The 26,551-nt window shown below is 71.4% G+C and carries 22 protein-coding genes and 1 pseudogene; 13 read left to right on the top strand and 10 right to left on the bottom strand.

Annotated elements, in window-relative coordinates; translation table 11 throughout:
• Window positions 1-10: 10 nt before the first annotated feature.
• The 5 genes from AB0K43_RS11305 to AB0K43_RS11285 all read right to left on the bottom strand — a co-directional run bounded on the left by AB0K43_RS11305 (window position 11) and on the right by AB0K43_RS11285 (window position 5,621).
• Complete coding sequence (locus AB0K43_RS11305) at window positions 11-1,585, bottom strand: DUF4331 domain-containing protein (protein WP_363638507.1); 1,575 nt, start codon at window positions 1,583-1,585, stop codon at window positions 11-13.
• A 992-nt stretch (window positions 1,586-2,577) separates the two neighbouring features.
• A complete protein-coding gene (locus AB0K43_RS11300) occupies window positions 2,578-3,006 on the bottom strand; it encodes a hypothetical protein (protein ID WP_363638280.1) in 429 nt (142 codons plus the stop codon).
• 47 nt (window positions 3,007-3,053) lie between these two features.
• Window positions 3,054-3,899 carry a hypothetical protein gene (locus AB0K43_RS11295; protein ID WP_363638278.1) on the bottom strand — a complete coding sequence of 282 codons (846 nt, stop codon included), beginning with the start codon at window positions 3,897-3,899 and terminating at the stop codon, window positions 3,054-3,056.
• A 157-nt stretch (window positions 3,900-4,056) separates the two neighbouring features.
• Window positions 4,057-4,668, bottom strand: coding sequence for a helix-turn-helix transcriptional regulator (locus AB0K43_RS11290; RefSeq protein ID WP_363638276.1), 612 nt, complete (start codon window positions 4,666-4,668; stop codon window positions 4,057-4,059).
• Window positions 4,669-5,111: 443 nt separating this feature from the next.
• Entirely contained in the window at window positions 5,112-5,621 is a 510-nt protein-coding gene (locus tag AB0K43_RS11285) for an SRPBCC family protein (RefSeq protein ID WP_363638274.1), read from the bottom strand.
• A 140-nt stretch (window positions 5,622-5,761) separates the two neighbouring features.
• Here AB0K43_RS11285 and AB0K43_RS11280 point away from each other — a divergent pair, with 140 nt between their 5' ends.
• The 4 genes from AB0K43_RS11280 to AB0K43_RS11265 all read left to right on the top strand — a co-directional run bounded on the left by AB0K43_RS11280 (window position 5,762) and on the right by AB0K43_RS11265 (window position 9,480).
• Entirely contained in the window at window positions 5,762-6,664 is a 903-nt protein-coding gene (locus tag AB0K43_RS11280; protein WP_363638272.1) for a helix-turn-helix transcriptional regulator, read from the top strand.
• A gap of 115 nt (window positions 6,665-6,779) precedes the next feature.
• Window positions 6,780-7,748: a hypothetical protein gene (locus AB0K43_RS11275; protein WP_363638270.1), complete on the top strand. Its 969-nt coding sequence runs from the start codon at window positions 6,780-6,782 to the stop codon at window positions 7,746-7,748.
• A gap of 189 nt (window positions 7,749-7,937) precedes the next feature.
• Complete coding sequence (locus tag AB0K43_RS11270) at window positions 7,938-8,273, top strand: CU044_2847 family protein (RefSeq protein ID WP_363638268.1); 336 nt, start codon at window positions 7,938-7,940, stop codon at window positions 8,271-8,273.
• Window positions 8,260-9,480, top strand: a complete 1,221-nt coding sequence (locus AB0K43_RS11265; RefSeq protein WP_363638266.1) for a serine protease — start codon at window positions 8,260-8,262, stop codon at window positions 9,478-9,480. The genes AB0K43_RS11270 and AB0K43_RS11265 overlap by 14 nt, the downstream gene beginning before the upstream one ends.
• Window positions 9,481-9,873: 393 nt before the next feature.
• On the opposite strand, the gene AB0K43_RS11260 is transcribed toward AB0K43_RS11265, so the two are convergent.
• Both AB0K43_RS11260 and AB0K43_RS11255 read right to left on the bottom strand, forming a co-directional pair.
• Window positions 9,874-11,058, bottom strand: a complete 1,185-nt coding sequence (locus AB0K43_RS11260) for a GDSL-type esterase/lipase family protein (protein WP_363638264.1) — start codon at window positions 11,056-11,058, stop codon at window positions 9,874-9,876.
• 17 nt (window positions 11,059-11,075) lie between these two features.
• Window positions 11,076-11,648 (bottom strand): TetR/AcrR family transcriptional regulator, encoded by a 573-nt coding sequence (locus AB0K43_RS11255; protein WP_363638262.1) that lies wholly within the window; start codon window positions 11,646-11,648, stop codon window positions 11,076-11,078.
• Window positions 11,649-11,801: 153 nt separating this feature from the next.
• Here AB0K43_RS11255 and AB0K43_RS11250 point away from each other — a divergent pair, with 153 nt between their 5' ends.
• Complete coding sequence (locus AB0K43_RS11250) at window positions 11,802-13,373, top strand: FMN-binding glutamate synthase family protein (protein ID WP_363638505.1); 1,572 nt, start codon at window positions 11,802-11,804, stop codon at window positions 13,371-13,373.
• Window positions 13,374-13,445: 72 nt separating this feature from the next.
• Window positions 13,446-15,185: a thiamine pyrophosphate-dependent enzyme gene (locus tag AB0K43_RS11245; protein ID WP_363638260.1), complete on the top strand. Its 1,740-nt coding sequence runs from the start codon at window positions 13,446-13,448 to the stop codon at window positions 15,183-15,185.
• A gap of 47 nt (window positions 15,186-15,232) precedes the next feature.
• Here the strand turns inward: AB0K43_RS11245 and AB0K43_RS11240 are convergent, their stop codons facing one another.
• Window positions 15,233-16,006: a response regulator gene (locus tag AB0K43_RS11240; RefSeq protein ID WP_363638258.1), complete on the bottom strand. Its 774-nt coding sequence runs from the start codon at window positions 16,004-16,006 to the stop codon at window positions 15,233-15,235.
• A 112-nt stretch (window positions 16,007-16,118) separates the two neighbouring features.
• On the opposite strand from AB0K43_RS11240, the gene AB0K43_RS11235 reads away from it, so the two are divergent.
• The 6 genes and pseudogenes from AB0K43_RS11235 (at window position 16,119) to hemC (ending at window position 23,090) form a co-directional block, all read left to right on the top strand.
• Entirely contained in the window at window positions 16,119-17,726 is a 1,608-nt protein-coding gene (locus AB0K43_RS11235; protein ID WP_363638256.1) for a CHASE3 domain-containing protein, read from the top strand.
• Entirely contained in the window at window positions 17,723-18,928 is a 1,206-nt protein-coding gene (locus AB0K43_RS11230) for a SpoIIE family protein phosphatase (RefSeq protein WP_363638254.1), read from the top strand. The genes AB0K43_RS11235 and AB0K43_RS11230 overlap by 4 nt, the downstream gene beginning before the upstream one ends.
• Before the next feature lie 232 nt (window positions 18,929-19,160).
• Complete coding sequence (locus AB0K43_RS11225) at window positions 19,161-19,619, top strand: hypothetical protein (protein WP_363638252.1); 459 nt, start codon at window positions 19,161-19,163, stop codon at window positions 19,617-19,619.
• 347 nt (window positions 19,620-19,966) lie between these two features.
• Window positions 19,967-21,178: a S8 family peptidase gene (locus AB0K43_RS11220; protein WP_363638250.1), complete on the top strand. Its 1,212-nt coding sequence runs from the start codon at window positions 19,967-19,969 to the stop codon at window positions 21,176-21,178.
• Between the two features lie 293 nt (window positions 21,179-21,471).
• Window positions 21,472-21,694, top strand: a pseudogene (locus AB0K43_RS11215) (IS5/IS1182 family transposase); the annotation flags it as partial.
• Window positions 21,695-22,154: 460 nt separating this feature from the next.
• Entirely contained in the window at window positions 22,155-23,090 is a 936-nt protein-coding gene (hemC, locus tag AB0K43_RS11210; RefSeq protein ID WP_363638249.1) for a hydroxymethylbilane synthase, read from the top strand.
• Here hemC and AB0K43_RS11205 read toward each other — a convergent pair.
• Together AB0K43_RS11205 and AB0K43_RS11200 are read right to left on the bottom strand one after the other, a co-directional pair.
• The gene (locus AB0K43_RS11205) at window positions 23,087-24,055 is read right to left on the bottom strand and encodes a hypothetical protein (protein ID WP_363638247.1); all 969 of its coding nucleotides are present in this window, start codon (window positions 24,053-24,055) and stop codon (window positions 23,087-23,089) included. The genes hemC and AB0K43_RS11205 overlap by 4 nt on opposite strands.
• Before the next feature lie 912 nt (window positions 24,056-24,967).
• On the bottom strand, window positions 24,968-25,255 hold the full coding sequence (locus AB0K43_RS11200) for a hypothetical protein (protein WP_363638245.1): 288 nt from the start codon (window positions 25,253-25,255) through the stop codon (window positions 24,968-24,970).
• Between the two features lie 406 nt (window positions 25,256-25,661).
• On the opposite strand from AB0K43_RS11200, the gene AB0K43_RS11195 reads away from it, so the two are divergent.
• On the top strand, window positions 25,662-26,390 hold the full coding sequence (locus tag AB0K43_RS11195; protein ID WP_363638243.1) for a GntR family transcriptional regulator: 729 nt from the start codon (window positions 25,662-25,664) through the stop codon (window positions 26,388-26,390).
• The last annotated feature ends 161 nt before the right edge of the window (window positions 26,391-26,551 follow it).

Here is a 26,551-nt window from a genome sequence, read left to right as displayed (position 1 = left end):
GGCGCACGGATCACTGCTGGGCGCCGTGCCGGCGGCGCAGCGCGAGGACCGCCGCGCCGGTGAGCAGGATGCCGCCGCCGAGCGCGGTGGCGCCGGCGATCGGGAAGTTGCTCAGGGAGAGGCCGCCGAGGCCGGCGGCGACGCCGCCTGCGGGGTTGTCCGAGACAGCCTGGTTGACGGCGGCGGTGTTCGGCAGCGCGACGTACGGGAAGGTCTTGCCGAAGGCGTGGTCGTTGGCGTTCACGCCGTCACCGGCGGCCAGGGCAGGCACGATCGTGCCGGTCAGGGCCGCGCCCTCCAGGGCCTGGAGCTCGATGTCGACGACATCGTCGGCCAGGCGGCGGCCGTTGGGGAAGCCGGCCAGGTCCTGGGCGAGGACACCGAGGCGGTTGGGGGATGCCGAGGGCGGGACGGACATGTTGAGGCGCAGTTCCTCGCCGGGCAGGAACTTGTCCTTGCTCACGTCGGCGTTCAGCTGCTGGGAGTTGAGGTCGGCCTGGATGGGGCCGCAGGCCTTGCAGATGCCGGTGAGGAAGATCTCCACCAGGTCGTTGCGCGGGGTGGCGGGCGCCGGGATGCCGTAGACGCTCTGGATGAGCTTCGGCACGATCGGGTCCTTGACCTTGTCGACCACGGGGGTGACGGTGGCGTCCTTCTCGGGGCTCAGCGCGTTGAAGGCGTCCTTGTACTTGATCGGGACGACGACCTCGTTGATCAGCGGGTTGCCGAGCCGGGAGACCTGGCGGAAGCCCTCGCCGCCCTTGTCGTCCTTCGCGCCTTCGCCGCCCTTGCCTTCGCCGCCCTTGTCGGCGACGACGGTGGCGCCCTTGCGGTCGGTGCTGGACCAGACACCGATCACCGGGTTGCGGGTGGGGTCGCCCTTGAGCGCGAGGTCCTTCTTGGGGACCTGGATGGCGATGGTGTTGACGTTGTAGCCGCTCAGGGTGTCGTGCCCGGACTCCTTGAGGTTCCCGCCGTAGAGCAGGTCGAAGACCCGCAGGTCGAGGAAGAACGGGTCGTCGGCCTGGCCGGCAAGGGTCTGCCCACCGCCGGGGAGTTCGAGGGTGGCCTGCTTGCGCAGGGCCGCGTAGTTCGGCATCGAGGCCTGGCCCGTGTTCGAGGGGGCCGCGACGGCGTCCTTGAGCAGGGTCTTCGTGCTGCCGTCCGCGTGCGTCTCGGTGAGGGTGTAGGTCTGGCGGAAGTTCAGCGTCGGATCGTCGAGGTTGTTGACGACACCGGTGTTGTAGAGGAACTGGTTGGCGTCGTCGCGGTAGTGGTTGCTGAACGTCCAGGTGTAGGTGGTGTCGGCTCTGCCGTCACCGTCGGCGTCGATCTTGATGTTGTAGCGCGCGTCCTCCGCGAACGCGTAGAAGTTCGGTCCGCCGTTCGGCTCCTCGAAGGGAATCCAGTTCGCGATCAGCGTGACGGTGTCCGGCTTGTCGGGGCTGACGAAGGCGTACACGTCCGTGTTGTCCGCGCGAGGGTCACCCGCGATCAGCGGCGCCTCGCGGTGGCTGGAGGCGGAGCTCACACCGGGCGCGAGACCGGCCAGGGCGCCGGCGGCGGCGAGGGCGAGGACACCCATCCCGGCCAGCGGCCGCTCGGCACGGCGGGTGAGCGCGGGCAGGCGGGGCGAACGAGGAGGCTGCATGGTCCGTCCTTCTGGAAGGTGGCCCGGATCGGCGGCCCGCGGCAGGCCGGCGACGGCCACGCGGACAGGAGAAACCCCTGCGTCCGGGCGCAGGACACTCCCGGCGGCTTCCCACCCCGAACGGCTGGACGGCTCGCGCTGGGCCGGGGCCCGCATTCGGCCTCGGAAGGGTTCGGGGGAGAGCCGTCTGCTGTCCGCACGAAGGTGGTAAGCCCCTCATAAAGTCATCACGCCCACCCGTGCGGCGCTTACCGAAGTAGCCCATCCGGGATGGGGGCGGTATCCGGCCTGACTGCCCCTCCGCCGTCGACGCCCCGTGCCGTGCGGGCGGCCGGCACTTCCGCAGGGCCTGGTGGGCGGCGGCCGCCTCGGGGCGCGCGAGGTCGAAGACCGTGCTGGTGAGGACAGCAACCGCGCGCCTGCCGGTGGGGTCGGTGCAGGTCTCGCTGGAGTAGCCGGCCGCTTGGCCGTCGTGGCCCCAGACGGTGCCGCACGGGAAGACGGCCTTGCGCGGACCCGAGCCGTAGCCGTCGCCGTTCGGGGCGGCCGGGTCCTCGGGGACGGTGCTGCGCATCTCGCGCGCCCATCCTTCGCGCGGTCGCCGCCTCGCCCGGATCTGCTGGGCTTCGACGCGGACGCGGCGTTTTGGTCCGTTGCCAGTTCGCGGTACTGCTTGATCGGCCGGCCTGCGCTTCCTCGGCGGTCATCCGTTCAGCGCGGCTGTAGGCCGGCGCCGGGCTTCAGGCCGCCGCGGCCGGCGGCCATGATCCGGCCGGGGGCGGGCTCACGGGAACGGGGTTGCCGAGCGGCGCGCGGACGGGCTCGCCTCGGCCCGTCAGGGTGCGGGCCGAGGCGAGCCGTCGAGGGTCAGCCGGTGGCCCGGGCGGCGTCCTCGATGAGGCGGGCCGTGGTGCGCGGGTGGCTGATCATGGCGCGTCCAGCAGCTCCATGGCCGTGCCGAGCGCGGCGATCGCCTCGGCGCGGCGGCCGAGGTGTCCCAGGCACTGGCCGACGCGGATCAGGGCGAAGGGCCGGCTGTGCGCCACGACGCTCGGTGTCATCCCCGAGCCCTCACCGTCCATCAGCTCCAGCAGGGTGAGGAACTGCTCAAGGGCCTCGGCATGGCGCCCGCCGTCACGTGGGCAGTTGGCGACGTGGGCGAGGCTCTGGACGTAGCTGTCCACGTCGCCGATCCCCTTGAACGCCGCCGCTGCCCGGAACGACATCACCATCGCTTCGTCGAGCTGTCCGAGCAGGTACAGAGCGCCCGCGGTGTACTCGTGCGACCAGGCGATCTGCGCCGTGGCGCCGGCCCGCGTGGCCAACTCCGGGGCCTCGGCCGCACACCGCAGCATGGCCTTCGGGTCGCGCGGCGGCACCGAGTGGACCCAGGCCAGGTAGTTCAGCCGGGTCGCCTGCTGCGCCAGGTCGCCGAGGGCGGCCGCGGCCTGCGCTCCGAGCGTGAAACCTCGTGCCAGTGTGCGCCGTGCACCCAGCGTTCGGAGAACCAGTGCATCGACTCGGCGCAGTCGAGGACCGGTGAGGGCCGGTCGCCGACCGAGGTCCGCATCGCTCCCACCCAGTTGTCCACGTGGCCGCGCAGCCACCAGTCGGCCTCCTCGCCGGAGGACTGGGCGGTCAGGTCGGGGTCGGGCCGGTCGGGACAGCCGTAGCCGGGTTCGAACCATCGCCCGGACATCGTCGCCATCCGCAGCAGCCACGACGCCACCCGTTCCGTCAGCGCCTGTCGCCCGGCAGCGGACTCCTCGTCCTGGAGCCGGTCACGGGCGAACAGCCGGACGAGTTCGTGGAAGCGGTACCGGCCTCCGGCGCTGTCCTGCAGCAGGCCCAGGTCGACCAGCTCGTCGAGGGCGTCCCAGGCGTCCTCGATCGGCATTCCGCCGGCGACGGCCGTCAGAGCGGCGTCGAAGTCCCGGCCGGGTACCACGGCGAGGTTCCGGAACACCCGGCGCGTGGAGTCCGCCAGTTGCTCGTACGACATTCCGAAGGCATTGGCGAACTTGAGGTCACCGGCCTTGAACTGCTCCAGGCGACGCTCTTCGTCCGCCAGCCGGACGGCGAGCTGTGCGGCGTCCCAGTCAGGGCGGCTGAGCAGCCGGTTCCCGATGATCCGCAGTGCCAGGGGCAGCCCCCCGCACAACTCGGAGAGCCGGGTGAGCGTCGACTCTTCGGCGCCCGTGGAACGTGCACCCAGGATGCCGGTCAGTAGGTCCGTGGACTCCGACAACGGCAGGGGGCCCAGGACGAGCCTACGGACCCCCTCCAGACCGGCCAGCAACCGCCGCGTGGTGATCAGCGCCCTGCTCGCGCCCCTCCCGGCAGCAGCGGACGTACCTGCTCCTCCGAGGCGGCATCGTCGAGGACGACCAGGACACGCTTGTCCCTCAGCAACGACCGGTACAAGGAGGAGCGTTCCCGGGGATCGCCCGGAACCTGCTGGTCGGCGACCCCGAGCGCGCGCAGCAGCAGCAGCCGTAACGCGTCATCGCAGCCAGGGGCCGCTGGGACATGCCGAAGAGATCGAGGAACAGCACCCCGTCGGGAAGGCTCGGCCGAACCGAGTGAGCGGCGCGGACGGCGAACGTGGTCTTCCCCAGGCCGGCCGAGCCGGTGATGAGCCCCACCACTCCGACGCCCGGCGAAGTCTCGGCGTACACCAGCTCGCTCAACCAGATCAGTTCCTCGGCGCGGTCGGTGAAGTCCTCGACCGACCGGGGCAGTTCGCACAGGCCGCTCCGCCGCGTCCAGTGGTCCCGCAGCCGCCCGTCGCGCGCCAGGTCGACCAGCCTCGCGCGACCGTCCTCGTCCAGCTCCAACGCGTCCGCCAGGGCGGTCATGGTCCGGGCCTGAGGCCCCTTGCTCCGTCCACGCTCCATGTCCGACAGGGTCCGGGCGCTGACACCCGAAACCTCGGCCAGCTGCTCCAAGGTCAGCCGTGCCGCGCGGCGGTGACCACGCAGCACCTCTGCGAAACCCGGCCGGTCCGTCTCACCCATGGCGCCGCTCCTGATCGGCGGCGATGACGCCGCCGACGACGGTCACTCTCATCTGTCTGTCCTCGCCCTTCGCCGGAGTCACAGGCCTGGCCCGAAACCCTGCCACCAGCCTCGGAGCCTCGGCCACGTACGTCCAATACGCAGTGGTGATGGCAGCCGTCACGATCGCTGATCGCACCGGGGATCGTGGTACCGGCACCGTACCGGTCGGAAGCCGTAACAACCCGTGCCCTAAGCCGCGGAGTTGATAGTTTGTCGGTCGCCTCCCACGCGAGTTCGGTCCTCGCCGCCGACCGGCGTTTCGTCGTCGCGCCGCTGGAGCCCGCCATCTGGTTGCGGAAGGTGTTCGTGTGGCGGTCGGGCAGCCGGCCGAGTGCGCCGTTGCGAGCCTTTCTCGACTTGTGGACGGAGCTGTCCGAGCGACCGGAGGGTGACGGGGCCGTTCACCCCGCCGGTGCTTCGGCGATCCACCGGGCGAGGGAGAGCAGGGTGGATTCGACGCTGTCCGTCATGTAGTCGCGCAGGGTGTCGAGGTCGCCGCGGGTGGTGCCCAGCACGCGGTCGAGGCGCAGGAGTTGCCAGGACTGCTCGACGACGGTTCCACGTCCCCGGGGGTGGAAGGCCCAGCTCCAGTGCACGATGCCGTCCTCGGCGCCGCCGACCACGAAGGCGAAGGCGGCGCCGGGGTCGGCCCGTACGACCTGGGAGCGGGTGGTCCACCGCCTGCCGTCCTTGTGGTTGCGGCCGCTGAACCAGGCCCCGACCCGGGGCCCGGCGCCCAGGTCGAACGTGACGTCGCTCGCGTCGGGGCTCCAGCGCCCGATGGCGGACACGTCGCTGACCAGGTCGTAGACCCGGGCGGGCGCGGCATCGACCCAGGCACGCCGGGTGAAGGTGAAATCCGATGCGTCCAGGACCTCGAAGAGGTCGTGTTCGCTGGTGGTGGCGCTCAAGGTGTCCTCCTGGACGGGTGGGGTGGTGCCATGTCGGCGACGCCCACATCACCACCCCACCCGCCGGGGAGCCAGACCCGTCGGTGCCTATCCACGCCAGGGTCAGGCTGTGCGGTCGGGCCCGGCCCATACTCGGATCCATGAACGCAAAAGTGCGGCTCGGGGAGTTCCTGCAGACCCGGCGCTCCCAGCTGCAACCGGAGGATCTCGGGATACCCGGGTACGGGGAACGGCGTCGTGTGCCGGGTCTTCGACGCGAGGAGCTGGCGTCGCTGGCTGGTGTGAGCGTCTCCTACTACACCCGGCTGGAACAGGGGCAGTCGCTGAACGCCTCACCGCAGGTGCTGGACGCGATCGCCCGGGCCCTGCGGCTGGAGGAGGCCGAGTGCCTGCACCTGCACAACCTGGCCCGGTCGTCGGCCGCCGGCCCGGCGCGAGGCCGCCGGCCCGCTCCGGAGCGGGTGACGGAGGCGACCGCCCAGCTGCTGGAGGCACTGACCGGCGTCCCGGCGATCGTGACCGGCCGCCGCAGTGACGTCCTGGCATGGAACCGGCTGGGCCACGCGCTGTTCGCCGGACACCTGGACCCGGGCGCCCCGGCCCGGCCGGCGGAGCGGCCCAACATGGCCCGGCTGGTGTTCCTCGACGCTCACACCCGTGACCTGTATGCCGACTGGCCGGCCAAGGCCAGGGCCGTGGTGGGGAATCTGCGCCTGGTGGCGGGCCGGCACCCGGACGACACCACGCTCCACACGCTGGTGGGCGAACTGAGCGCGAAGAGCGCGGACTTCGCCTCGATGTGGGCCGACCACCGCGTCACGGCATGCGCGGTCGCGACCTACGAGATGCGGCATCCGCTGGTCGGCCCGCTGACCGTCACCCAGCAGACCCTGAGCCAGGGCCCGGGCCCGGATCAGGGGCAGAACATCGTGGTCGCCACCACCGAGGCCGACTCGCCCGCGCGGACCACGCTGGCCCTGCTCGCCCAGCTCGGCCCGCAGCACGACCCGGCGCGACCGGGAGCCCGGGTCGGCTCCGACTGACCCGGCCCACACGCCACGACGCCCGGCGGACCCCCGCGAGCGCCCGTCCGTCCGTCCCCTCAACCCCCGCGCGTCGGCGCACCGCCGCCGCATGCCCGAAAACAGTGAAGGAACCATGTTCGAGAACACGTTGTCCAAGACCGCCGCGGCAGCCGCCGTACTCACCGCAACAACGCTCCTCGCAGCCACCCCCGGCATCGCGTCGGCCGTCTCCGCCCCGCTGAGCTGCGCGCGCATCGCCACGCACCTCGACCTGGCCCGGCACCAGACGCCCGAGAACCTCGCGCTGGCTCCCGACGGCAGCGCGTACGTCACCTTCGCCGCCGCCCGCCAGGTCGCCCGCATCACCCCCGGGGGATCCACCCGGATCCTGGCCACCCTGCCCGCACCCGCCGACGGCGGCATCCACACCCCGGTCCTGGGCTTCGCCCTGACCACCGGCATCGTCCGCGCGCACGACGGCACCTTGTACTTCCTGTACGCCACCGGGACCGACGACCTGACCGGCCTGTGGCGCCTGCACCCCGGCGGCGCACCGCAGCGCATCGCCGCGCTGCCCGCGGCCGGCCTGCCCAACGGCCTGGCCCTGGACCCGCGCACCCGGACCCTCTACATCACCGACTCCGTCCTCGGCACCATCGCGAGCGTGCCCATCACCGGAGGCACCCCCCGCACCTGGTCCACCGCCCCCGAACTGGCCTCCACCGGATTCCTCGGCGCCAACGGGCTGAAGATCCGCAACGGGGCACTGTGGGTCACCAACCTCGACCGGGGCACCGTCCTGCGCATACCCGTCCTGCGGGACGGTCGCGCCGGCACGGTCCAGACCCGGGCCACCGGCCTGGCCGGGATCGACGACTTCGCCTTCACCGGCCACGGCGACCAGATCCTGGCCGCCCTCAACGGCCCCGGCGAGGTCGCTCTCGTCCAGCCCGACGGCACCCACTCCACCGTTCTGTCCGCCGCCGACGGCCTGCAGAACCCCACCTCCATCGCCCTGCGCGGCGACACCGCCTACGTCCTGAGCGCCGCGTACGTCACGGCGAAGGACCCCAACCTCCTCCTGGCCCACCTGAACGGCTAGGGCAGGACCGCGGCGAGGTCGGGGACGTTGCGGCGGGGGATTCGGTGGTGCAGCTTCCTGCGTCCTTCCTGTGATCGGTGGAAGGTGCCAGGGCGAAACCTGCGGATCACCCGCTGCCGTCGTTCGCCTGACGGTACGTCGGATTCTGTCCTAGGGTGGCGACAGGTTGCGCGGACCGAGGGTGGGGCAATGGCGCGAAAGCTGCTTGAGGTGCCGGTCGAGGGTGGCCGGGCCGTGGTGTTCGAGGTCGAGCAGGCGGATCTCTCGGAGGACCTCCAGCTCGCCTCGGAGGGCGAGTCGGGGCTGACCGTGCGGGCACGGGAGAGCCTGGTGTCCGTCCTGGACACGCTCCGTCCTGCGGTGGCCGACATCCGGCGCTCGCTGTCGGCGGCCTCGCCTGACGCGGTGGAGATCGAGTTCGGCATCAAGGTCGGCGGCGAGAGCGGAGTGATCTTCGCCAAGGGTACGGCCGAGGCCAACATCGTGGTCCGGATGTCCTGGGACAGGTCCGGTGGCGGCGAGTAGGCGCGAGCAGTTCATCGTACGGATCGGGCGCATCGCGGGCGAAAGCCCCGCCGGGGTCGGCTTCCTGATCGGCCGGCGGCAGATCCTTACCTGCGCCCATGTGGTGAACACCGCCCTCGGCCGGCCGAAGCGGGCCCAGGAGCGGCCGCCGCCCGAGCAGATCGTCCCGGTGACGTTCCCGCTGCTGAACGACGTCGGCGGGCAGCCGTTCGACGCGCGGGTGGTCTCCTGGTCGCCTCCCCCGGAGAAGGGGCTGATCGGGGCGGACGTGGCGGGTCTCGTGCTGGACGGCCTCCCGCCGGCCGGCACCGCCCGCGCACAGTGGTTCCGCGGCGAACCGCGCGAGCAGGCCGTCTCGCTGTACGGGTTCCCGGGCAGCCCGCCGCGCCGGGAGCACGGCGCCTGGGCCACGGCGACGCTGCGCGGGCGGGTCGGGATGGGCGCCCTCCAGATCGACCGGGCAGCCGAGTCCGCGCTGCGCACCCAGCCCGGCTACAGCGGCGGGCCGGTCGTCGTCGACGGCGGCCCCGGCCTCGGGGACACCGTCGCCGGGATGCTGGTCGTGGCCAGCAGCGACGACCAGGCCAGGGACGCCTACGCGACCTCGGTCCACCACCTCTCCGACTGCTGGCCGCAGGCATACGCGATGTCCTCCCACCCGGGCGCGAGCGCCGCCGCCGCGCGGTTGTTCCGGGGCGAGCTGACCGCGATCCTGGTCGACGCGGCAGCCGACTGCCGGCTGTCCCTGCCGGCGGATCTCAGGTACTCGATGACGAAGGCCGAGTACCGCCACGCCCTGGAACTCCGCACACTCAACGGGCTGTTGGCGGTGTGGGGGAGGGTCGGGATCTTCCGGCCCGGCTCGTTGATGGCGTTCACTCCGCACGACCTGCTGGTCCGGATCGGCGGCACGCGGCCGCTGCGCACGATCCCGTACGCCGAACTGCCGGAGTACCAGGTTGTCCGGTACACCATGGCGAACCGGCGCGGCGGGCAGATGGACTACGGCATCCTCTTCGTGCGCGACGGCGAGCGCTTCAACTGCGTTCCGGGATTCGGCCTCACCGGGCTCGGCGGGTCCGGGACCCGCCAGCCGATGGCGCGGACGCTGGCCCGGGTCGCCGCCCTCGTCCTGGGAGATCGGCAGCCCATCGGCGACGGGCCGCCCCTGCTTCACCGTGAGTATCCGGCCCGGCTCTTCGGCTAGGGCACCGGCGGCGATCGAAGGCAGCCCGAGGCGCGGATGGATCAGGGCGACGATCAGACCGGCGCCGCAGACCATCAGGCCGAGGATGCTGATGATCCCGAGGTAGTCCAGGCTGTCACCGCCGTAGCCGTGGTCCGGCCCGAGGAGCGCGCCCAGCCCGAGCATGGCGAAGCAGGCGCCGAAAAGTCCGCCGGTGATCACCAGCTTGACGTTCCCGCCTTTGCTGAACCACGCCCACACCCGTCCGTGCGTGCTGTCGCCTGGCATCCTCGCCATCGCTGCTCTCATCCCCCCGAGGAGCATCGGCCGCCCGGTGCCGGCAGCCTCGGATGATCGTGGCAGATCGCCTCGGGATCCGTAAGTGCTCGTCGCCCGGGGCCAGGTGCCGGTGTGTCAGCTGCGCTCCGTGCTGAACGGGCCGCCGTCGCCGAAGGCGAGGTGGGCGAAGCGTTCGCCGATGTGCCGGTGGGTGGCAGGGTCCGGGTGGAGTTCGTCGGGCAGCGGCCGTTCGGCGTGGTCGCTCTCGCCGTAGAGGTCGAGGCCGTCGAGATGGTGCAGGTTCGGGTCGGTGGCGGCACGCTGGCGGACGATGCGGGCGAGCTCGTCCCGGATCACGGTGAGGGTCAGCTTCCCGGCGGCGGTCTGCGCGGGGTCGCCGGTGCTCATGAACCGCAGCCGCCCCTCGCGCATCGCCCTGACGTCCGGGGCGCTGGGCCCGGGGGTGTGCTCGTGGATGGGACAGTAGATGGGGGATGCGACCAGGAGCGGGGTGGTGGGGTGGCCTTCGCGGATGGTGTCGAGGAAGCCGTGGACGGCCGGGCCGAACGCGCGTAGCCGCATCAGGTCGGCGTTGACGATATTGATGCCGATCTTGAGGCTGATCAGGTCGGCGGGGGTGTCGCGGATCGTGCGGGCGGTGAACGGGTCGAGCAGGGCGCTGCCGCCGAATCCCAGGTTCACCAGCTCCACCTTGCCCAGGGCCGCGGCCACGGCGGGCCAGGTCCCGGTCGGGGCGGTGGCGTTGGAGCCGTGGCTGATCGAACTGCCGTGGTGCAGCCAGACCTTGCGGCCGTCGGCCGGTGCGGTCCGGATGGGGGCGTTGGTGCGCAGGGAGACCAGCTGGGTGGTCTCGTCGTGCGGCAGCCAGATCTCGATGTCCTTCTCGTCGCCGGACAGGTCGGCGAACCGCAGGGTCCGCACCGGCCCGGGCGTCGTCTCCGCCGTCCCGGCGGCCAGGTCGATGGTGAGGACGTCGCCGTCCGGCACGCCGGCCCGGCCTGCGAGCCGCCCGTCGACGAGGAGCTCGTACACGCCGTCGGGGCGCGGCGGGGCTCCGACGTAGGCCCGCTTGGTGGCCACGACGTCCAGCTCGACGGTGGTGGCCCGGGTGCGGAAGACCAGTCGCACGCCGGAGGGCTGCGACTCGGCCATCGCCAGCTGGCCGTCGGGTATCTGCCGGCGGGCGAACGCGGGCAACCGGTGGGGCAGGACGCCGCGTTCGGTGTGCTCCAGGTCGAGCGCGCCGCGCAGGAGGTCGGTGGTGACGGGGGTGGTGATCAGGTCGTGCTCGGTGGGCATGTCCTCGGTCTCCTCGGTCAGGCGGTGGTGGGCCAGGTGCGCAGCAGGGTGTCGAGCGCGTCGAGGATCGCGGTCCAGCTCTCCTGCGGGTCGGGGGCGCTGTGGCTGAAGCCCCCGGCGCTCTCCAGGCCGACGTAGCCGCTGAACACGCTGCCCAGCAGCCGCACCGCGTGGGTCTGGTGCGGTTCGGCCAGGTCGTATCCGCGCAGGATCGCCCGCATCATCCGGGCGTGCCGGACACCGGCGCCGGCAGCCGCCGTCTCCGGGTCGAGCCGGAACCGGGCGGCGGCGAACCGGCCCGGGTGTTCGAGGGCGTAGTCGCGGTAGACGTTCGCGAAGGCGGTCAGGGCGTCCTTGCCGGCCCGCCCGGCCACTGCGGCGGACACCTGGTCGGCGAGTTCCTCCAGGGCCAGCAGGGCGATCCTGGTCTTGAGGTCGTGGGCGTTCTTCAGGTGTGAGTACAGGCTGGCGGTCCTGACGCCGAACCGCCGGGCGAGCTCCGCCGGGGTCGTCTGCTCGAAGCCGATCTCGTCGGCCAGATCCGCCCCCGCCCGGACCAGGCGATCCGTGGTCAGTCCTACCCGCGTCATGCCCGTCCTCCGAATCGCTTCCAGGTTCCACCTGAGAGAACTATGTATTTGCCTACTCCGATTAGGCAAACTGGCGAGTCTTCCATGAGGCCCTCGACGGCAGGAGTGAAACGGCGGGTCGGGGTCAGAAGAAGGGCTGTGTCGAATCTGAGGATGCTCTGGACCACCGTCGCCTGCGCCGCCGTCATCGCCGCGGGAGCGGCTCTGCTGCTCTCCCCCTGGTGGTGGATCGCGGTGGCGGTCCTGGCGGCCGCCCTCGCGGCGGCGCTCGGGGACGTGCTGCAACGCCGCCACTCGATCCTGCGCTCCTACCCCGTACTGGGCCGGCTGCGGTTCGCGATGGAATCCGTCCGGCCGGAGATCCAGCAGTACTTCATCGAGCGCAACGTCGACGGCCGGCCCTTCGACCGGGACACCCGCACCATCGTGTACGAGCGCGCGAAAGGCACCGACGCCGAGGAGCCCTTCGGCACCGAACAGGACCTCTACCGCAGCGGGCGCGAGTTCCTGGTGCCGTCCCTGGCACCGTGCGACGCCCCCGAGCGTGCCCCGCGGGTACGCGTCGGCGGGCCCGACTGCCGCGCGCCGTACGGGATGGCGCTGCTGAACGTGTCGGCGATGAGCTTCGGATCGCTGTCCGCCAACGCGGTGCTGGCGCTCAACACCGGTGCCGCCCGCGGTGGGTTCGCCCAGGACACCGGCGAAGGCGGCCTGTCCGAGTACCACCTGCGCCCGGGCGGCGACCTGATCTGGGAGATCGGCACCGGCTACTTCGGCTGCCGGACCGAGGACGGCGCGTTCGACCCGGCGGAGTTCGCCGAGAAGGCGGCCGACGACCGGGTGCGGTGCGTCTCGCTGAAGCTCGGCCAAGGCGCCAAACCCGGCATCGGCGGAGTGCTGCCGGGAGCGAAGGTGACCGCCGAGATCGCCCAGGTCCGCGGCGTCCCCCAAGGGCGGACCGTGCTCTCCCCGCCCTACCACCAGGTCTTCGCGACCCCGCGGGAACTCGTCCTGTTCGTCGCGCGGATGCGCGAGCTGGCCGGCGGCAAGCCGACCGGCTTCAAGCTGTGCCTCGGCTCCCGCCGGCAGTTCCTCGCCGTCTGCAAGGCGATGGTGGACGAGGGCGTCACCCCGGACTTCATCGTCGTCGACGGCGCCGAGGGCGGCACCGGCGCCGCACCGCTGGAGTTCGCCGACCACGTCGGCCTGCCCCTGACCGACGCCCTGGCGACCGTGCACCACGCCCTGATCGGCGCCGGCCTGCGCGACCGGGTGCGGATCGGCGCCTCGGGCAAGATCGCCACCGGCGCCGACCTCGTCAAACGACTCGCCCAGGGCGCGGACTACGCCAACTCCGCACGGGCCATGATGTTCGCCCTCGGCTGCATCCAGGCCCAGCGCTGCCACACCAACACCTGCCCCGTCGGGGTCGCCACCCAGAGCCGGCGCCGAGCCCGCGCCCTGGACGTCGGCGACAAGGCCCTGCGGGTTCAGCGCTACCAGGAAGCGACGGTGCGCAGCGCGCTGCAGATCATGGCCGCCATGGGCGTGCGGGACCCGGCGGAGCTCGGGCCGCACCTGCTGCTGCGCCGCGTCGACGAGCACACCGTCCGCTCCCATGCCGAGCTGTTCCCCGCGCTCGCCGCCGGTGAGCTGCTCGCCGAGCCGCCGGCTTCCTGGGCGGCGGACTGGCGGGCGGCCGATCCCGACCGCTTCACCATCTGACCGCCCGTCCGACTGCCCGACCATCTGTCGACGGCGCGGCCGCGCCGTCGACGCCCCACCCGAGGAGAGCCCGTGACCCGAACCGTCGCCCGTGTGATCGTCGACGCACTGCAGGAGCTGCAGGTCCGCCAGGTGTTCGGAGTGGTCGGGGACGCACTCAACCCGCTGACCAATGCCATCCGTACGAGCGAGGGCATCGAGTGGATCGGCTGCCGGCACGAGGAGGCGGCGGCGTTCGCGGCGAGTGCCCAGTCGCAGCTCTCCGGGACGCTCGGCGTCTGCATGGGGACGGTCGGGCCGGGTGCGGTGCACCTACTCAACGGGCTGTACGACGCGGCGAAGAGCCGCACGCCGGTGCTGGCCATCGCCGGCCAGGTGCCGTTGTCCGAGCTGGGCGGCGACTACTTCCAGGAGGTCGACAACGATCTGCTGTTCCGGGATGTGGCGGTGCACCGGGCCACCGTCACCGATCCGGACCAGGTGCTGCGGCAGGTGGAGGCCGCGGTCCGCGCGGCGTTCGCCGAGGGCGGCGTGGCGGTGCTGACCGTGCCCGGGGACGTGGGCGAGCGCGTCGTCGGGGCGGACCGGCCGCTGTCGTTCCCGCTGGGCCACCCGCTGGGCCACCCGGTGGCGCGGCCCGACGATCCGCACCTGGCGGCCGCCGCCGAGCTGGTCAACGCCGCCGGCCGGGTGACCCTGCTGGTCGGGCAGGGCGCCCGCGAGGCACGCCCCGAGGTCCTGGCGCTGGCCGAACGCCTGGCCGCGCCGATGGTCCTCACCCTGAAGGCCAAGGAGGGCTTCGAACATGCCAACAGCCACCAGGTCGGCCAGACCGGTCTGATCGGAAACCCGGCGGCCGCACACGCCCTGGACACCTGCGACACGCTCGTGATGCTGGGCACCGACTTTCCGTACCGCGACTGGTACCCGTCGGGCTGCAAGGTCCTCCAGATCGACCTACGGGCGGCGCACCTCGGCCGGCGGACGCCGGTCGACATCGGCCTCGCCGGAGACGTCGGGGCCACCCTGCGGGCACTGATCCCGATGCTGGGGACGGTGGACGACCGCGGCCACCTCCAGGACGCCCGCAGGCGGTACGCGTCGTGGCAGGAGGCCCAGGCGCGCCTCGCCGACCCGCGCCACGACGAGCGCCCGGCGGGGCGGTTGCGTGCGGTGCTGGACAACCCGGACGGCGCGGTGCGGCCCGAAGCGCTCGCGGCGGCCGTGGACACCTGCGCGGACGCGGATGCGGTGTTCACCTCGGACACGGGGATGGCGACCGTCTGGCTGTCGCGGTTCGTGACCATGCGCGGGAACCGCCGGATGGTCGGCTCCTACAACCTCGGATCGATGGCGAACGCGATGCCGCAGGCGATCGGCGCCCAGTTCTGGGCACCGGACCGCCAGGTGGTGGCCCTCTGCGGGGACGGCGGACTCAGCATGCTGATGGGCGACCTGATGACCATCGCCGCGCACCGGCTTCCGGTCAAGCTGGTCGTCTTCGACAACCGCCGGCTCGGCATGGTGACGCTGGAGCAGGAACAGAGCGGCCTGCCGGAGTTCGGCACCCAGCTGGACAATCCCGACTTCGCCGCCGTGGCGACCGCACTCGGGATCACCGGGATCCGGGTGACCGAGCCCTCCAGGCTCCTCGACGGTGTCCGTGCCGCGTTCGCCACACCCGGGCCGGTCCTGCTGGACGTCCTCACCAACCCGCAGGAGGTCGCGGTACCGGCCCGCACCACCCTGCAGCAGGGCTGGGACTTCGGGGTGGCCAAGGCCAAGGAACTGCTGAACGGCCACCGGGACTGAGCCGGACCGGTGCCGGCAGGACGGGTGGCCGCCCGCCTGTCCAGGGGTCAGGTGCGGGGCGGGCGGGTGGCTGTGTCGAGGTAGAAGGAATCGATGGTCCGGACGGCCTGCTCGAACTCCTCCAGGTTGACGGGCTTGGTCACATAGGCGTTGGCGTGGCTGCTGTAGGCACCGGTGACGTCGTCGGGGGCGGAGGACGTGGTGAGCACGACCACCGGGATGGTCCTCAGGTCCTCGTCGCTCTTCAGGACCTTCAGCAGGTCGCGGCCGTTCATGCGGGGCATGTTCAGATCGAGGACGATCAGGTCGGGGCGTACGCTGCCGGGCGCCCGCAGGTGCTCCAGGGCGGCGAGTCCGTCGGTGACCTGGACCAGGTTGCGGGCCCCCCGCTCGGACAGGGCCTCCTCGATGAGCATGGCGTCGGCCAGGTCGTCCTCGACGAGCAGGACGTCGAAGGGGCGGGCGGGGCTGGTCATCATCGGATGCTCCGTGGGTGCCTCGTTGGAATGATGGAAGATCCCCGGCCAGCGCCGCCGGGCGCCCTGGCGGGTCATTCCGCAGGCTGCGCCGAGCTGCGGGTAGCCGGCGCCCGCATGGGCGGCGACCATGGCTGCCTCCCGCTGGAGCCGCTCGGCCGCCCGCTGAAGATGATTCAGCACATGCAGGATGGACAGCGCCCGTGCAGGGCCGTCCCCGGCCTGCGGTGACGACTCCTCCGACAGTTCGAGGGCCAGTCGCCGTGCGAGCCTGCCGACCGCCGCGTCCGCGACCGCAGCCGTCTCGGGCTGATTCGTCCGCAACACGAAGTTCTTGCCGGGCATACCGGCACCTTAGGCCCATTGTCGACCCTGCGACAACATTCATTGTCGGCCGCCCTTTACAGTGTGCGCTGCGCCGCTTCGAAGGCGGCTGTCACAGTGGAGGCTTCAGATCATGATCGGCGAAGAACGGTTGCCGCGGATGCGGTGGCTCTCCACCTGGACGACCCGACGGTGGCTTCGCGTCGGGGCGGCCCTCTCCCTGGCGGTCCTGGCCGTGCTCGGGGTGACGGGGGCCTGGGTCCTGCAGCGGACCCAGACCATCAGCACCGACCTCGTCGACGTGCGGTCCCCCGCCCTGTCCACCGCGTTCCGCCTGGAATCCGCCGTGCTCAACCAGGAGACCGGCATCCGCGGCTACGGCCTCACCGGAGAGCCGGCCTTCATCGCTCCCTACCAGCAGGGACTCACCGACCAGGATGCGCAGACGACGCGGCTCGCGGACCTGCTGAAGGACGACGCCCCCGCCCTCGACGACCTGGCCGACGTCCGGCGAGCGATCTCGACCTGGCAGGAGGAGATCGCCCGGCCGGTCGCCGCCTCCCCGCCCGGCGCACCGTCCCCGGCGGCCGCCGCCCTCGCCGCCCGGGGCAAGGAGGCCTTCGACGACGTGCGGGCCCAGCTGAGCAGCCAACAGGACCGGCTGCGTGCGGACCGCACCCGGGCGAGGGACGACCTGATGTCCACGCTGACCCTGCGCAACTGGGTGTTCGGCGCCATCGCGATCCTCATCGTCGTCCTCGTCACCCTGGTGTTCGAAGGACTGCGCCGCGGCATCAACCGGCCGCTGGAGCGACTCGGGGCGGACGCCCGCGTCATCGCCGGCGGCGACTTCGGCCACCCGATCACCGCGACCGGCCCCGCCGACCTGCGCCGCCTCAGCGGCGAGATCGACCTCATGCGCCGTCGCCTCGTACGGGAGTTGGCCTTCACCGAGCAGGCGCGCCTGCACCTGGACGCACAGGCCGCCGACCTCCAGCGCTCCAACACCGAGCTCGAGCAGTTCGCCTACGTCGCCTCCCACGACCTCCAGGAACCGCTGCGCAAGGTCTCCAGCTTCACCCAGCTCCTCCAGCGCCGCTACGGTGGCCAGCTCGACGCCAAGGCCGACCAGTACATCGAGTTCGCGGTCGACGGCGCGAACCGCATGCAGACCCTCATCAACGACCTCCTCGACTTCTCCCGCGTGGGGCGCCTCCACCACGCCCACAAGGAGGTCGACCTGGACAAGGTGCTGGAGCAGACCCTGGCCACCTTGAGCGTCGGCATCGAGGAAGCCGGGGCACGGATCACCCACGACCCACTACCGGACGTGGTCGCCGACCCCACCCAGATGGGCATGCTCTGGCAGAACCTGATCGGCAACGCCGTCAAATTCCGCCACCCCGGAAGGGAACCGCACATTCACATCACGGCCGAACGTGAGGGCCCGCTGTGGCGCTTCGCCGTCACCGACAACGGCATCGGCATCGCCCCGGAGTTCGCCGAGAAGGTCTTCCTGATCTTCCAGCGGCTGCACACCAAGGACGCCTACTCCGGCAGCGGCATCGGCCTGGCCATGTGCAAGAAGATCGTCGAGTTCCACGGCGGCACGATCACGGTCGACCCCGACCATCGGGACGGCACCCGGATCACCTTCACCCTGGCACCCGAACCGCCGCAGCTCCCCGGTCCGCCCACCGTGCCGGAGGCGATCCACGCCGGTCAGGAGCAGCCGCGATGACCGCAGCCGTGGCGGCCTCCGCAGGGACCGCGTCCGAAGGGCCGCTGTACCGCATCCTGTTGATCGAGGACGATCCGGGCGACGCCCTCCTGGTGGAGGAGCTCCTCCACGACACGGGGCTGCGCTTCGAACTGACCACCCGGGCCACCCTCACGGACGCCCGCAGCGTGCTGGCCGCAAGCGCGATCGACTGCATCCTCCTCGACCTGCACCTGCCCGACGCCGCCGGCATCGCCGCGGTCACCGCTGTCCGCGCCCTGGCGCCGCACACCGCGGTCATCGTCCTCACCGGCCTGTCCGAGGCCAGGGCCGGCACCGACGCGATGGCCGCCGGCGCCCAGGACTACCTGGTCAAGGGCAAGGTCGAGGCGGAACTGCTGCACCGCACCGTCCGCTACGCCGTCTACCGCAGCGAGACCGAACGCGCCAGCATCGAAGCCCAGGCCACCCGCCTGCGGGCGGAGGAGAACGCCCGCCTGGAGCGGGGCCTGCTGCCGCCGCCGATCATCGACACCTCCGCGGTGACGGTCACCACCCGCTACCTGCCGGGCACCGCGATGGCCCTGCTCGGCGGGGACTTCCTCGACGTCGTGGAGGGCGACGACGGACTGCTGCACGCCCTCGTCGGCGATGTCAGCGGACACGGCCCCGACGCCGCCGCCCTCGGTGTCTGCCTGCGGATCGCCTGGCGCTCCCTCGTTCTCGGCGGACACCGCGGCGAGGACCTGCTCCACCTGATGGAACGCATCCTGGTCGCCGAGCGGGTCAGCCAGTCGCAGTTCGCCACCTGCACCCTGCTCACCCTCGACCAGAACGCCGCCACCGCAACCCTGCACCTCGCCGGCCACCACGAACCCCTTCTCACCACCGCCGAAGGCACCCGCGAACTGACCGCCGCCCACGGCATCGCCCTCGGCATCCTGCCCGGGCTGCGCAGCTGGCCCCCCACGGTCGTCCCGCTCCCGCCCGGCGGCGCCCTCACGCTCTACACCGACGGCCTCACCGAGGGGCACAACGGCACCACGGGCGAGCGGCTCGGCGTCCAAGGGCTGCTCGCGCTGATCGACAGGCTTCCGCAGGCGGACCCGGCCGCGCACGTCGACCTGCTCATCAAGGAGACCCACACCCTGAACGCCGGCCGGCACACCGACGACCTCGCCGTGCTCCGCCTCGACTGGGGCACCCGACCCGACCGCTGCTGAAGCACCCGGCCCGCCCGCCCCGCGGGCAGTCGGAACGCGCGTTGGGGGCAACCCCTCACGAGTTCGAGTCTCGTACAATCGGGCCGCCGACGACGCCGCCCGGATCGCGCACCGCGCGGCCGAGCGCGCCAAGTACGGCGCAGCGCCGGAGCCGGCCGCGGTCGAGGGCAAGGTCGTTGAACACCAGGGCGAGACCTACGGGTGCCTGCCCAAGCACGCGGACGACGAGGACGTGCGCGGCGCTCTGGCCGTGCTCGGCGGGGGTGGTCGGCTGCTGCCGATCCGGCTCGCCCCCATGGAGGGCGACAGCATCACCGGTCACCCGGCCGCGTTCGGCGCCGTGGTCGAGCCGCGCGGCGGGGGTCGGGTCGCGCTGTACTGGCTCGGCGCCGGGCAGCGGGAGAACGAGCAGGGCAAGCCGTGGCGCATCGAGACCGAGATGCTCAGTGACCGCATGGCCCGGGCGGGGTGGCTGGTTGAGGCTGGCCGCGGTCGGCGCGTCGTCATGGCGTGGCGGCCGCCCGAGCAGGCGCCTGTCGAGACGGCCGCCGAGATCGAGCAGGCTCCGCGCTGCACCGCGTGCACCGGCAAGGGCTGCCATTGGTGCTACTGGACAGGCGAGCAGCAGCCGAGCGAGTTGCCGCTCGACCGCCGGCGGCGCCCCGGTGCGCCGCCGGATCGGCGAGAGTGAAACCCGACACAACGCACCGGTCGGCCGCGCAGCAGATTGGCCAGCCCCGAGGAAGGACAGACCGGAGATGACCGAGCAGCAGCCGGAGCAGCTCACCTACGCGGACGCCGTCCGGATCAAGGCGGCAGGTAGGGCTGAAGCCGTTGCCACCGTGCATCCGTGAGATCGCCCCTGCCCCTGTCCTTCACGGCCGGATCAACGACCACTCCGCCAACCGGAAACCGGACAGGCTCCTGCGGCGAGCCGGACTCAAGGAAGGTGCGCAGGCGGACGATGCATCAGGTGACCGTCGTGTGAGGGGTTGTCCCTGCCCCTGGGCGGTCCCCTTCTCGTTGAACGGAGACCTGATGCGACTGTCCGCGCGCTGCGCGTCCGCCGCCCTCATCCTGCTCATCCCGCTGGTCGCCACGCAGGGTGCGGCGGCCGACGGCCCGTCCGGGCGGGCCGTTGCGGCCCCCCTGCACAGGACGGCCGCGGCTGTGCCCGGCGAGTACATCGTCACGGTGGACAAGGGCCTGGACCCGGCCCGGGTGGCGGCCAGGGTCGGGGGCGTCGAGCCGCTGCACACCTACCGGCACGCCCTGAACGGGTTCTCCGCCCGCCTGGACGCCGCCCAACTGGAGCAGGTGCGTGCCCTGCCGGGAGTGGAGACCGTGGAGGAGAACGGCGTCGTGAGCGCGCCGGACGCCACCACGACGCCCGCCTCGAAGCACCGGGAGGCGGCCACCAGCTGGGGCCTGGACCGCATCGACCAGCGGACGTGGGACGGGACCAACGGCAAGGGCGACGGGGAGTTCAACGTCAAGGGTGACGGTGCCGGTGTGACCGCCTACATGATCGGTACCGGCATCGAGTACGGCCACGACGAGTTCGAGGGCCGTGCGACCCTCGGCACCGACACCATCGGCGACGGCAAGGACGGGGCCGACTGCCAGGGCCAGGGCACCCACGTCGCCGGCACCGTCGGCGGCAAGACCTACGGCGTCGCCCGCAAGGTGAACCTGGTGAGCGTGCGCGTCCTGGGCTGCGACGGCACAGGCACCGTCGAGCAGCTCATCGCCGGCATCGACTGGGTCACCGCCAACGCCAAGAAGCCCGCCATCGCCAACCTCTCCCTCGGCGGGGACAGGAACGACGCGCTGGACAAGGCCGCCACCGCGCTCTCCGACTCGGGCGTCCTGCCCGTCGTCTCCGGCGGCAACAGCGCCAAGGACGCCTGCACGATCTCCCCCGCCGCCGCCCAACGCGTCCTCACCGTCGGCGCCTCCAACAAGTGGGACGAGGAGACCAGCTTCAGCAACTACGGCACCTGCCTGTCTCTCTACGCGCCCGGCGAAGGCATCACCTCCGCCAAGCTCGGCGGTGGCAGCGCCACCCTGGACGGCTCCTCCTTCAGCGCCCCGCACGTCACCGGCACCGCCGCTCTGTACCTCGCCGCCCACCCGGACGCCACCCCCGCCGACATCAACGAGTGGCTCGACACCGAAGCCACCAGGGACGTCCTGACCAACGTCACCAAGTCCAGCCCCAACGTCCTGCTGTACACCGCCGGTCTCTGACCTGCCCTGCCACACAGCCGCCGCCCCGCCGAGCCCACAAGGCCGGCGGGGCGGTCAGACGTCAAGACCCACACCGTGTACGGCCCCCCGAAGCCCAACACAGCCACGCACACGATCGACCGGGCAGGGCCTAGCTGCACACCCGCCGCAGAGAGCACGCGTCAGGGGTGCCACTCGCTCTACGCCGGGGCCCGGCAGTCAGTCATGCCGCAGGCTTGTACTGCTCTTCGTCACGGTCCGAGGCGATCAGAGTCGACACCGTGGTCCCCTTCTTGGGGTGCGCAGACTTGGGGCTCGTGTTCGTCGACCGGGTGAGTGCCACGCTCATCCACCTGCGACACGCCGTCCTGGGCCTGCTGTTCGGCGTCGACCGCTCCGGGCCTGCTCACCGCCCGAGGCTTCGCGGTGCCCGACCGTCCCGGGGTCCGGTTGCGGACCCTGGCGGACGTCTTCGCCTACGTGCAGGCCGAGGGTGTCGTGCTGCGACTGGACGCCACCGAGGTCCAGGTCCGCCGCCGCGACACCCTCCCGGCCACCTACCTCGCCATCGACAGCCTCGTCTCCGACCGCACCGCCACCACCTGACCGAGGGCTGGCGCTCAGGGTCGGCACATCGCCGCCGCAATTACGCACCAGGTCGTAGGTGGGCGCCGGCGTCTACGCTTCGGCGCATGGCAGAGACCCCGATTGATCCCCGCGGACGGGCCGATCCCGTCCGAGAGTGAACTGTGCACACGGTTCGGCGTCGCCCGGAAGACTGCACGGCGCGCCTCGCCACACTTCGCGAGCAGGGGCTCGTCGAGACCGTGCGTGGCCGAGGATCGTTCGTCGTCCCCCAGGGCACCCCAACGCCGGACGGCGAGTAACCCGGACGGGCAAGCGGCACACTCCTGCTTCCCGACCAGCTGTCTGTAAGAGCACCGGATCCACCGCCATACGCTGATCTGAGTAGCAGTCAGCTCTAGAGGGGTCACCGATGACCACGTTCCTGGTCGGCTCACGTGCAAGCACCCTCGCTCGGACCCAGGTGCGCGAGTACCTTGATCCGCTCCGGACTCGGTTCACGGAGCACACGTTCACGCACCGGGTGATCCTTGAAGGTGGGGACAAGGATCGTCGCGCTCTGCTGTCGAGCGTCAGCGCCGTGAGTGGTGGGTCCGCGTTCAGCACTGAGCAGGAAGCCGCCCTGGTCCGCGGTGACGTTGACGTGGTGATCCACTCCCTCAAGGACCTGCCCACGGCCAACCCCGAGGGCCTGATGCTGCTTCCGCCACCGGGCCGCGAGGATGTGCGCGACGCGCTGTGCGGGTCGACGCTCGCCGGCCTCCGACGCGGCGCCAAGGTCGGGACCGGCGCCCCTCGCCGGATCGCTCAGCTTCTGGCGGTCCGCCCCGACCTGCAGGTGATCCCGATTCGCGGGAACGTTCCGCCTCGCCTGCAGAAGATCAAGACAATGGGGCTTGACGCCGTGGTCCTCGCTGCGGCGGGTCTTCGCCGGCTTGGCCTTGACGACGCCATCGGCGAGTTGCTGCCGCTCGACCTCTTTCCGCCGAGCCCCGGACAGGGCGCTCTCGGGATTCAGGTCCGCGAGGACAACACGGCCGTGCGGAACGTGCTCGGGACCGTCGGAGATCCGGCCGCGGACGCTCAGGTGCGCGCCGAGCGTGCCCTGCTCGCCGAGCTGCACGGCGGCTGCAGTGTGCCCGTGGGTGCCTGTGCCGAGACCCTGCCGAACGGGACTCTCTCCCTGTTTGCTCAGGTCACGTCCCTCGACGGCCGGCGCCGCGTATCCGGGACGCTCGCCGGCCCGGCGGCCGAGCCGGAAAGGCTCGGCGCGGCCTTGGCCGAGCACCTGGTCGACCAGGGCGCGCGCGTCATTCTCGACGGGATTCGGCCCGCCGCTTCGGTCTAGCTGAGCTGCCGGGCGATCTCCACCGCGCCGTACGTGACGGTTGCGGCAGCGCCCGCCCGGCGCAGCGTGGTGCAGTACTCGACCAGGGTGCGCACGTCCCGCTCACCGGTGCCCGGGTCGAGGGGCGCCAGGGTGGTGTACTCCCCGGACACGGAGAACGGGAACAGGGGCGCGAGGGTGCGCGCCTTGAGATCCCGGAGCATGTCCCCGGTGAACAGGCCGGGCTCCAGCAGCAGCATGTCGGCGCCGTCGGCGACCATCCGCATGGCGGTGTCTATGAACTGGTCGGGCCTGGTCGGGTTGATCTGGAATTCCCGGTTGACCCCGGCTTTCGGGCTCGCGCCCATGGTGCGCCGGAACCCGTCGTAGAGGCTCGACCAGAAGATCACGTGCGGCATGACGGACACCGCGCCGTGCCCGCTCTGGTCCAGCGCGTCACGGGCGCCCCGGGTGGTTCCGAGGACCATGCTCGCGGGCCCGACGATGTCCGCGCCGGCTTCGGCGTGGGCGACGGCCTGCCGGCTGGTGACGTCGACGGTCGCGGCCAGGTTCGGCCGGGCCTGGTGGTCGGTGACGTAGCAATGCCCGTTGTCGGTGTAACTGCACAGGCACGTCTCCGTCATGACCGCGACGGCCGGCTCGGTGTCCTTCACAGCCCGGATGGCGCGAGCCATCAGCGAGCCCGGGTCGACCGAGAGTTCCCCGGTGGCGTCCCGCTTGCTCGACTCGGCGAACACCTTCACGGACCGGATGCCGAGCGCGGCGCACTCACGGACCACGGCCGGGATGTCGTTGACCGTGACCGTCGGCATGGGCCGGGCGACCTGGTCCTCGGTGACCAGCAGCACCATGGACAAGTCGGCCGGGGTCAGGGCCGGGCCCTCCAACAGTGCGCGAACGGCAGGCCGGCTGCGGAGCGGGCTGTGTGCTCCGGCGGTACGGGGGCTCTGCGTGGTGACGCTCATTCGTCCCTCGTTTCGTCTGGTCGTGGTGGTGCCGGCCCCGAGCGTTGCTTGACCATGACCGCTCGGGGCCGGCCGGTGCTGTCGCTCACCCCGGCAAGGACATCCCGTCGGACGGGCGGGGCGGGACCGTCGCCGGTGCGTCCGCTCACGTCTGGTGGACGGCCGCGCGCCGGTAACGTGCTCCCTGCAGGGGGACAGCGTGTTGCACCCCGCGGCGCCCCGGGGCGCCGCGAGTACCTGCCGTGGGAGGCAGGGTTGTGCCCCGTCCCGGGGGAATGGACCTCACCCATAGCCCGGGACAGGAGTCGGACGGACGGCTACCGCGTTGCTGGCAGTCGGGACCAGCGAACCCAGGGGGCTCGCCGGCGCGCGTGTCGGGCCGCACCCGATGCGACCCGCGCTGGGGCGTCCCGCTGGCGGGCCCAGTGCCAGGCACGACGGTGCAGCCGCTCGATACAGCGGGCACAGGCATGCAGTGGGGCGTGCACCCCGCCAACGGCCGTGACAGGGCCCAGCCACAGCACCGGTACGGACCTGCGCTCACACCGGAGCCAGCAGTCATCGAGGAACCAAGGGTTCCCGTCCATCTCTTGCGCCGGCTGTGGCAGGTCCCCGGACGCGAGGCCCGAGACCACTGCAACGACGTCGGTGAGCCCGGCCGGGCTCACCGCAGGTCCTTGCTCGGGGCAGGCACGTGTCGCACCGTGATGCGTAGCCGGCGGCTGTGGCGCCATCGCTCCGCGAGAGCGCCGCCGTAAGGAACTCCGAGCAGCAGCGGAAGGGCAACCGTCCACCAGAGCGCCTGTCGTACTCCCGCGGCCGCGGGGTGGACCACCAGCACCGTGCCCGTTGCCGCGCCGGAAGCCAGCAGAGGAACCAGCGCGGCGACGATGATGCCAGACCACCTTGGGGTCATGGCGGTTCCTCCTCTGGGACCATCACCAGTGGCACGTAGATGAGCTGCCCGAAGCTTCGGTGGTCTTGCCGGTCCCGAAGGTGGGTGAACGTCCACTCGCGAGCGGCCTCGACGTCGGCGCGCTCTCCCGAGTCGGCTCCGCACCGCGTGCCGTCCTCTTCCTCACCCTCGCAGAAGAACAGGTGGACCGGATCGCGGTCTCTGCCGCGGCCAATGGTCCACCGCAGGAACCGATAGATCCGGCGCCGCCCGATCTCGCGCGTTGGCAGCGTTTTCAGAGTCACGAAACCAGCCTCGCTGTTCCTGCAGACCTCAGCGCAGTCTCGCTGTAGGTAGCCTCGTGGACGGCAAGCGCATCGACGCCTGCCCGAACGACCTCAGCGAGACGCGTGATCACGTCTGGTAGCGCGCCTCCCATCTGGCCCAGGACTTGACCCGTGACGATGGATGCTGACTCCACAGTCAGCGAGGGCAGGAGGCACCCTGCGCTCTCGATCGCTTCTCGGAACACGGCGCAGGCCTCTTCCGCCTCCCGACGTTGTTCCCCGGTAAGGCGAGCAAGCAGCGAGTTCGGCACTCTGGCACCTTGCCTTGCCACACGCGCATGGCTACCCATGGATTCGCTCCCTTGACGCTCAGTCAGTGAACTTGTCTGCTGACGTTCGGTCAGTCGAAGCTGAGGAGCAAGACATGCCGAGGGGTACGCCCAAGACGTACATGGTCATTGCCGACCACTACCGGCAGCGCATCCTGTCCGGCGAGCTCGAACCGGGCACCAAGTTGCCGAGCAACAAGGAGATCTGCGGACAGTGGAACGTCGCCGTGGCCGCGGTGTCGCGCGCGCTCCAGCACCTACAGGTCGAGGGGTACCTGCGGACGTCCCCCCGAGGGACGTATGTAGCGGATGACCCGCGAGTCACCGCCAGCAGCCGCGACCGTCTCGCCCGGGTGCAGAAGCGTAAGTCAAACCTCATGGACGGAGAGACCAGTCGCGTAACGGCTGCCGAGCTTGTCCATCCCCCGCTGTACGTGGCGGACCTCTTCGATCTTGAGCACGGCGAACAGCTGGTTCGACGCGAGTACGTTGCAGGACGGGGGAAGACGCGGACCATGTTCGCGGTCGCGTGGTACCCCGCGCACTTCGCGGCCCTCTGCCCGGACTTGCTGAACACATCTCCCGGACGGAATGACGGCATCACCGCCCGCGTGCTTGAAGCAACCGGCCGTGTCATCACGTCGGCTCGGGACGACATGCACGCCCGCGACGCATCGGTGCGGGAGGCGGCGGCGCTTGGTATCTCCCCTGGCAGCTCCATCCTGGCCCTTGTTCACAGATGGGCCGACGACCAGGGCATCATCGAGTATGTGGAGCAGTGCCTGCCCCCTCGATTCACGATCGGGTACGAGTACACGCCTTGAGCGCCGCGGAGCCCCGGCCACTTCACAGTGTGAAGTGGCCGGGGCTCCGCCGTGCCGAGCCTCGCCTGCTGCCTTCGAGCTCTGCAGGTCAACCGCTTCCCGATACCTACAGGTCAACAGGCATGAGAGGCCGTAAGCGTCTTAGAAGCCGTTGTTTTCCG

The sequence above is a fragment of the Kitasatospora sp. NPDC049258 genome (assembly GCF_040678895.1).
GTDB lineage: Bacteria > Actinomycetota > Actinomycetes > Streptomycetales > Streptomycetaceae > Kitasatospora.
This window is presented reverse-complemented; position numbering and strand designations above follow the sequence as displayed.

Excerpts from the sequence above, each read along its gene's own strand:
- AB0K43_RS11305 (WP_363638507.1), bottom strand. The coding sequence starts at position 1,585 with ATGGGTGTCCTCGCCCTCGCCGCCGCCGGCGCCCTGGCCGGTCTCGCG.
- AB0K43_RS11300 (WP_363638280.1), bottom strand. The coding sequence starts at position 3,006 with ATGCTGCGGTGTGCGGCCGAGGCCCCGGAGTTGGCCACGCGGGCCGGC.
- AB0K43_RS11290 (WP_363638276.1), bottom strand. The coding sequence starts at position 4,668 with ATGGGTGAGACGGACCGGCCGGGTTTCGCAGAGGTGCTGCGTGGTCAC.
- AB0K43_RS11280 (WP_363638272.1), top strand. The coding sequence starts at position 5,762 with ATGAACGCAAAAGTGCGGCTCGGGGAGTTCCTGCAGACCCGGCGCTCC.
- AB0K43_RS11275 (WP_363638270.1), top strand. The coding sequence starts at position 6,780 with ATGTTCGAGAACACGTTGTCCAAGACCGCCGCGGCAGCCGCCGTACTC.
- AB0K43_RS11270 (WP_363638268.1), top strand. The coding sequence starts at position 7,938 with ATGGCGCGAAAGCTGCTTGAGGTGCCGGTCGAGGGTGGCCGGGCCGTG.
- AB0K43_RS11260 (WP_363638264.1), bottom strand. The coding sequence starts at position 11,058 with ATGCCCACCGAGCACGACCTGATCACCACCCCCGTCACCACCGACCTC.
- AB0K43_RS11255 (WP_363638262.1), bottom strand. The coding sequence starts at position 11,648 with ATGACGCGGGTAGGACTGACCACGGATCGCCTGGTCCGGGCGGGGGCG.
- AB0K43_RS11250 (WP_363638505.1), top strand. The coding sequence starts at position 11,802 with ATGCTCTGGACCACCGTCGCCTGCGCCGCCGTCATCGCCGCGGGAGCG.
- AB0K43_RS11240 (WP_363638258.1), bottom strand. The coding sequence starts at position 16,006 with ATGCCCGGCAAGAACTTCGTGTTGCGGACGAATCAGCCCGAGACGGCT.
- AB0K43_RS11235 (WP_363638256.1), top strand. The coding sequence starts at position 16,119 with ATGATCGGCGAAGAACGGTTGCCGCGGATGCGGTGGCTCTCCACCTGG.
- AB0K43_RS11230 (WP_363638254.1), top strand. The coding sequence starts at position 17,723 with ATGACCGCAGCCGTGGCGGCCTCCGCAGGGACCGCGTCCGAAGGGCCG.
- AB0K43_RS11220 (WP_363638250.1), top strand. The coding sequence starts at position 19,967 with ATGCGACTGTCCGCGCGCTGCGCGTCCGCCGCCCTCATCCTGCTCATC.
- hemC (WP_363638249.1), top strand. The coding sequence starts at position 22,155 with ATGACCACGTTCCTGGTCGGCTCACGTGCAAGCACCCTCGCTCGGACC.
- AB0K43_RS11205 (WP_363638247.1), bottom strand. The coding sequence starts at position 24,055 with ATGAGCGTCACCACGCAGAGCCCCCGTACCGCCGGAGCACACAGCCCG.
- AB0K43_RS11195 (WP_363638243.1), top strand. The coding sequence starts at position 25,662 with ATGCCGAGGGGTACGCCCAAGACGTACATGGTCATTGCCGACCACTAC.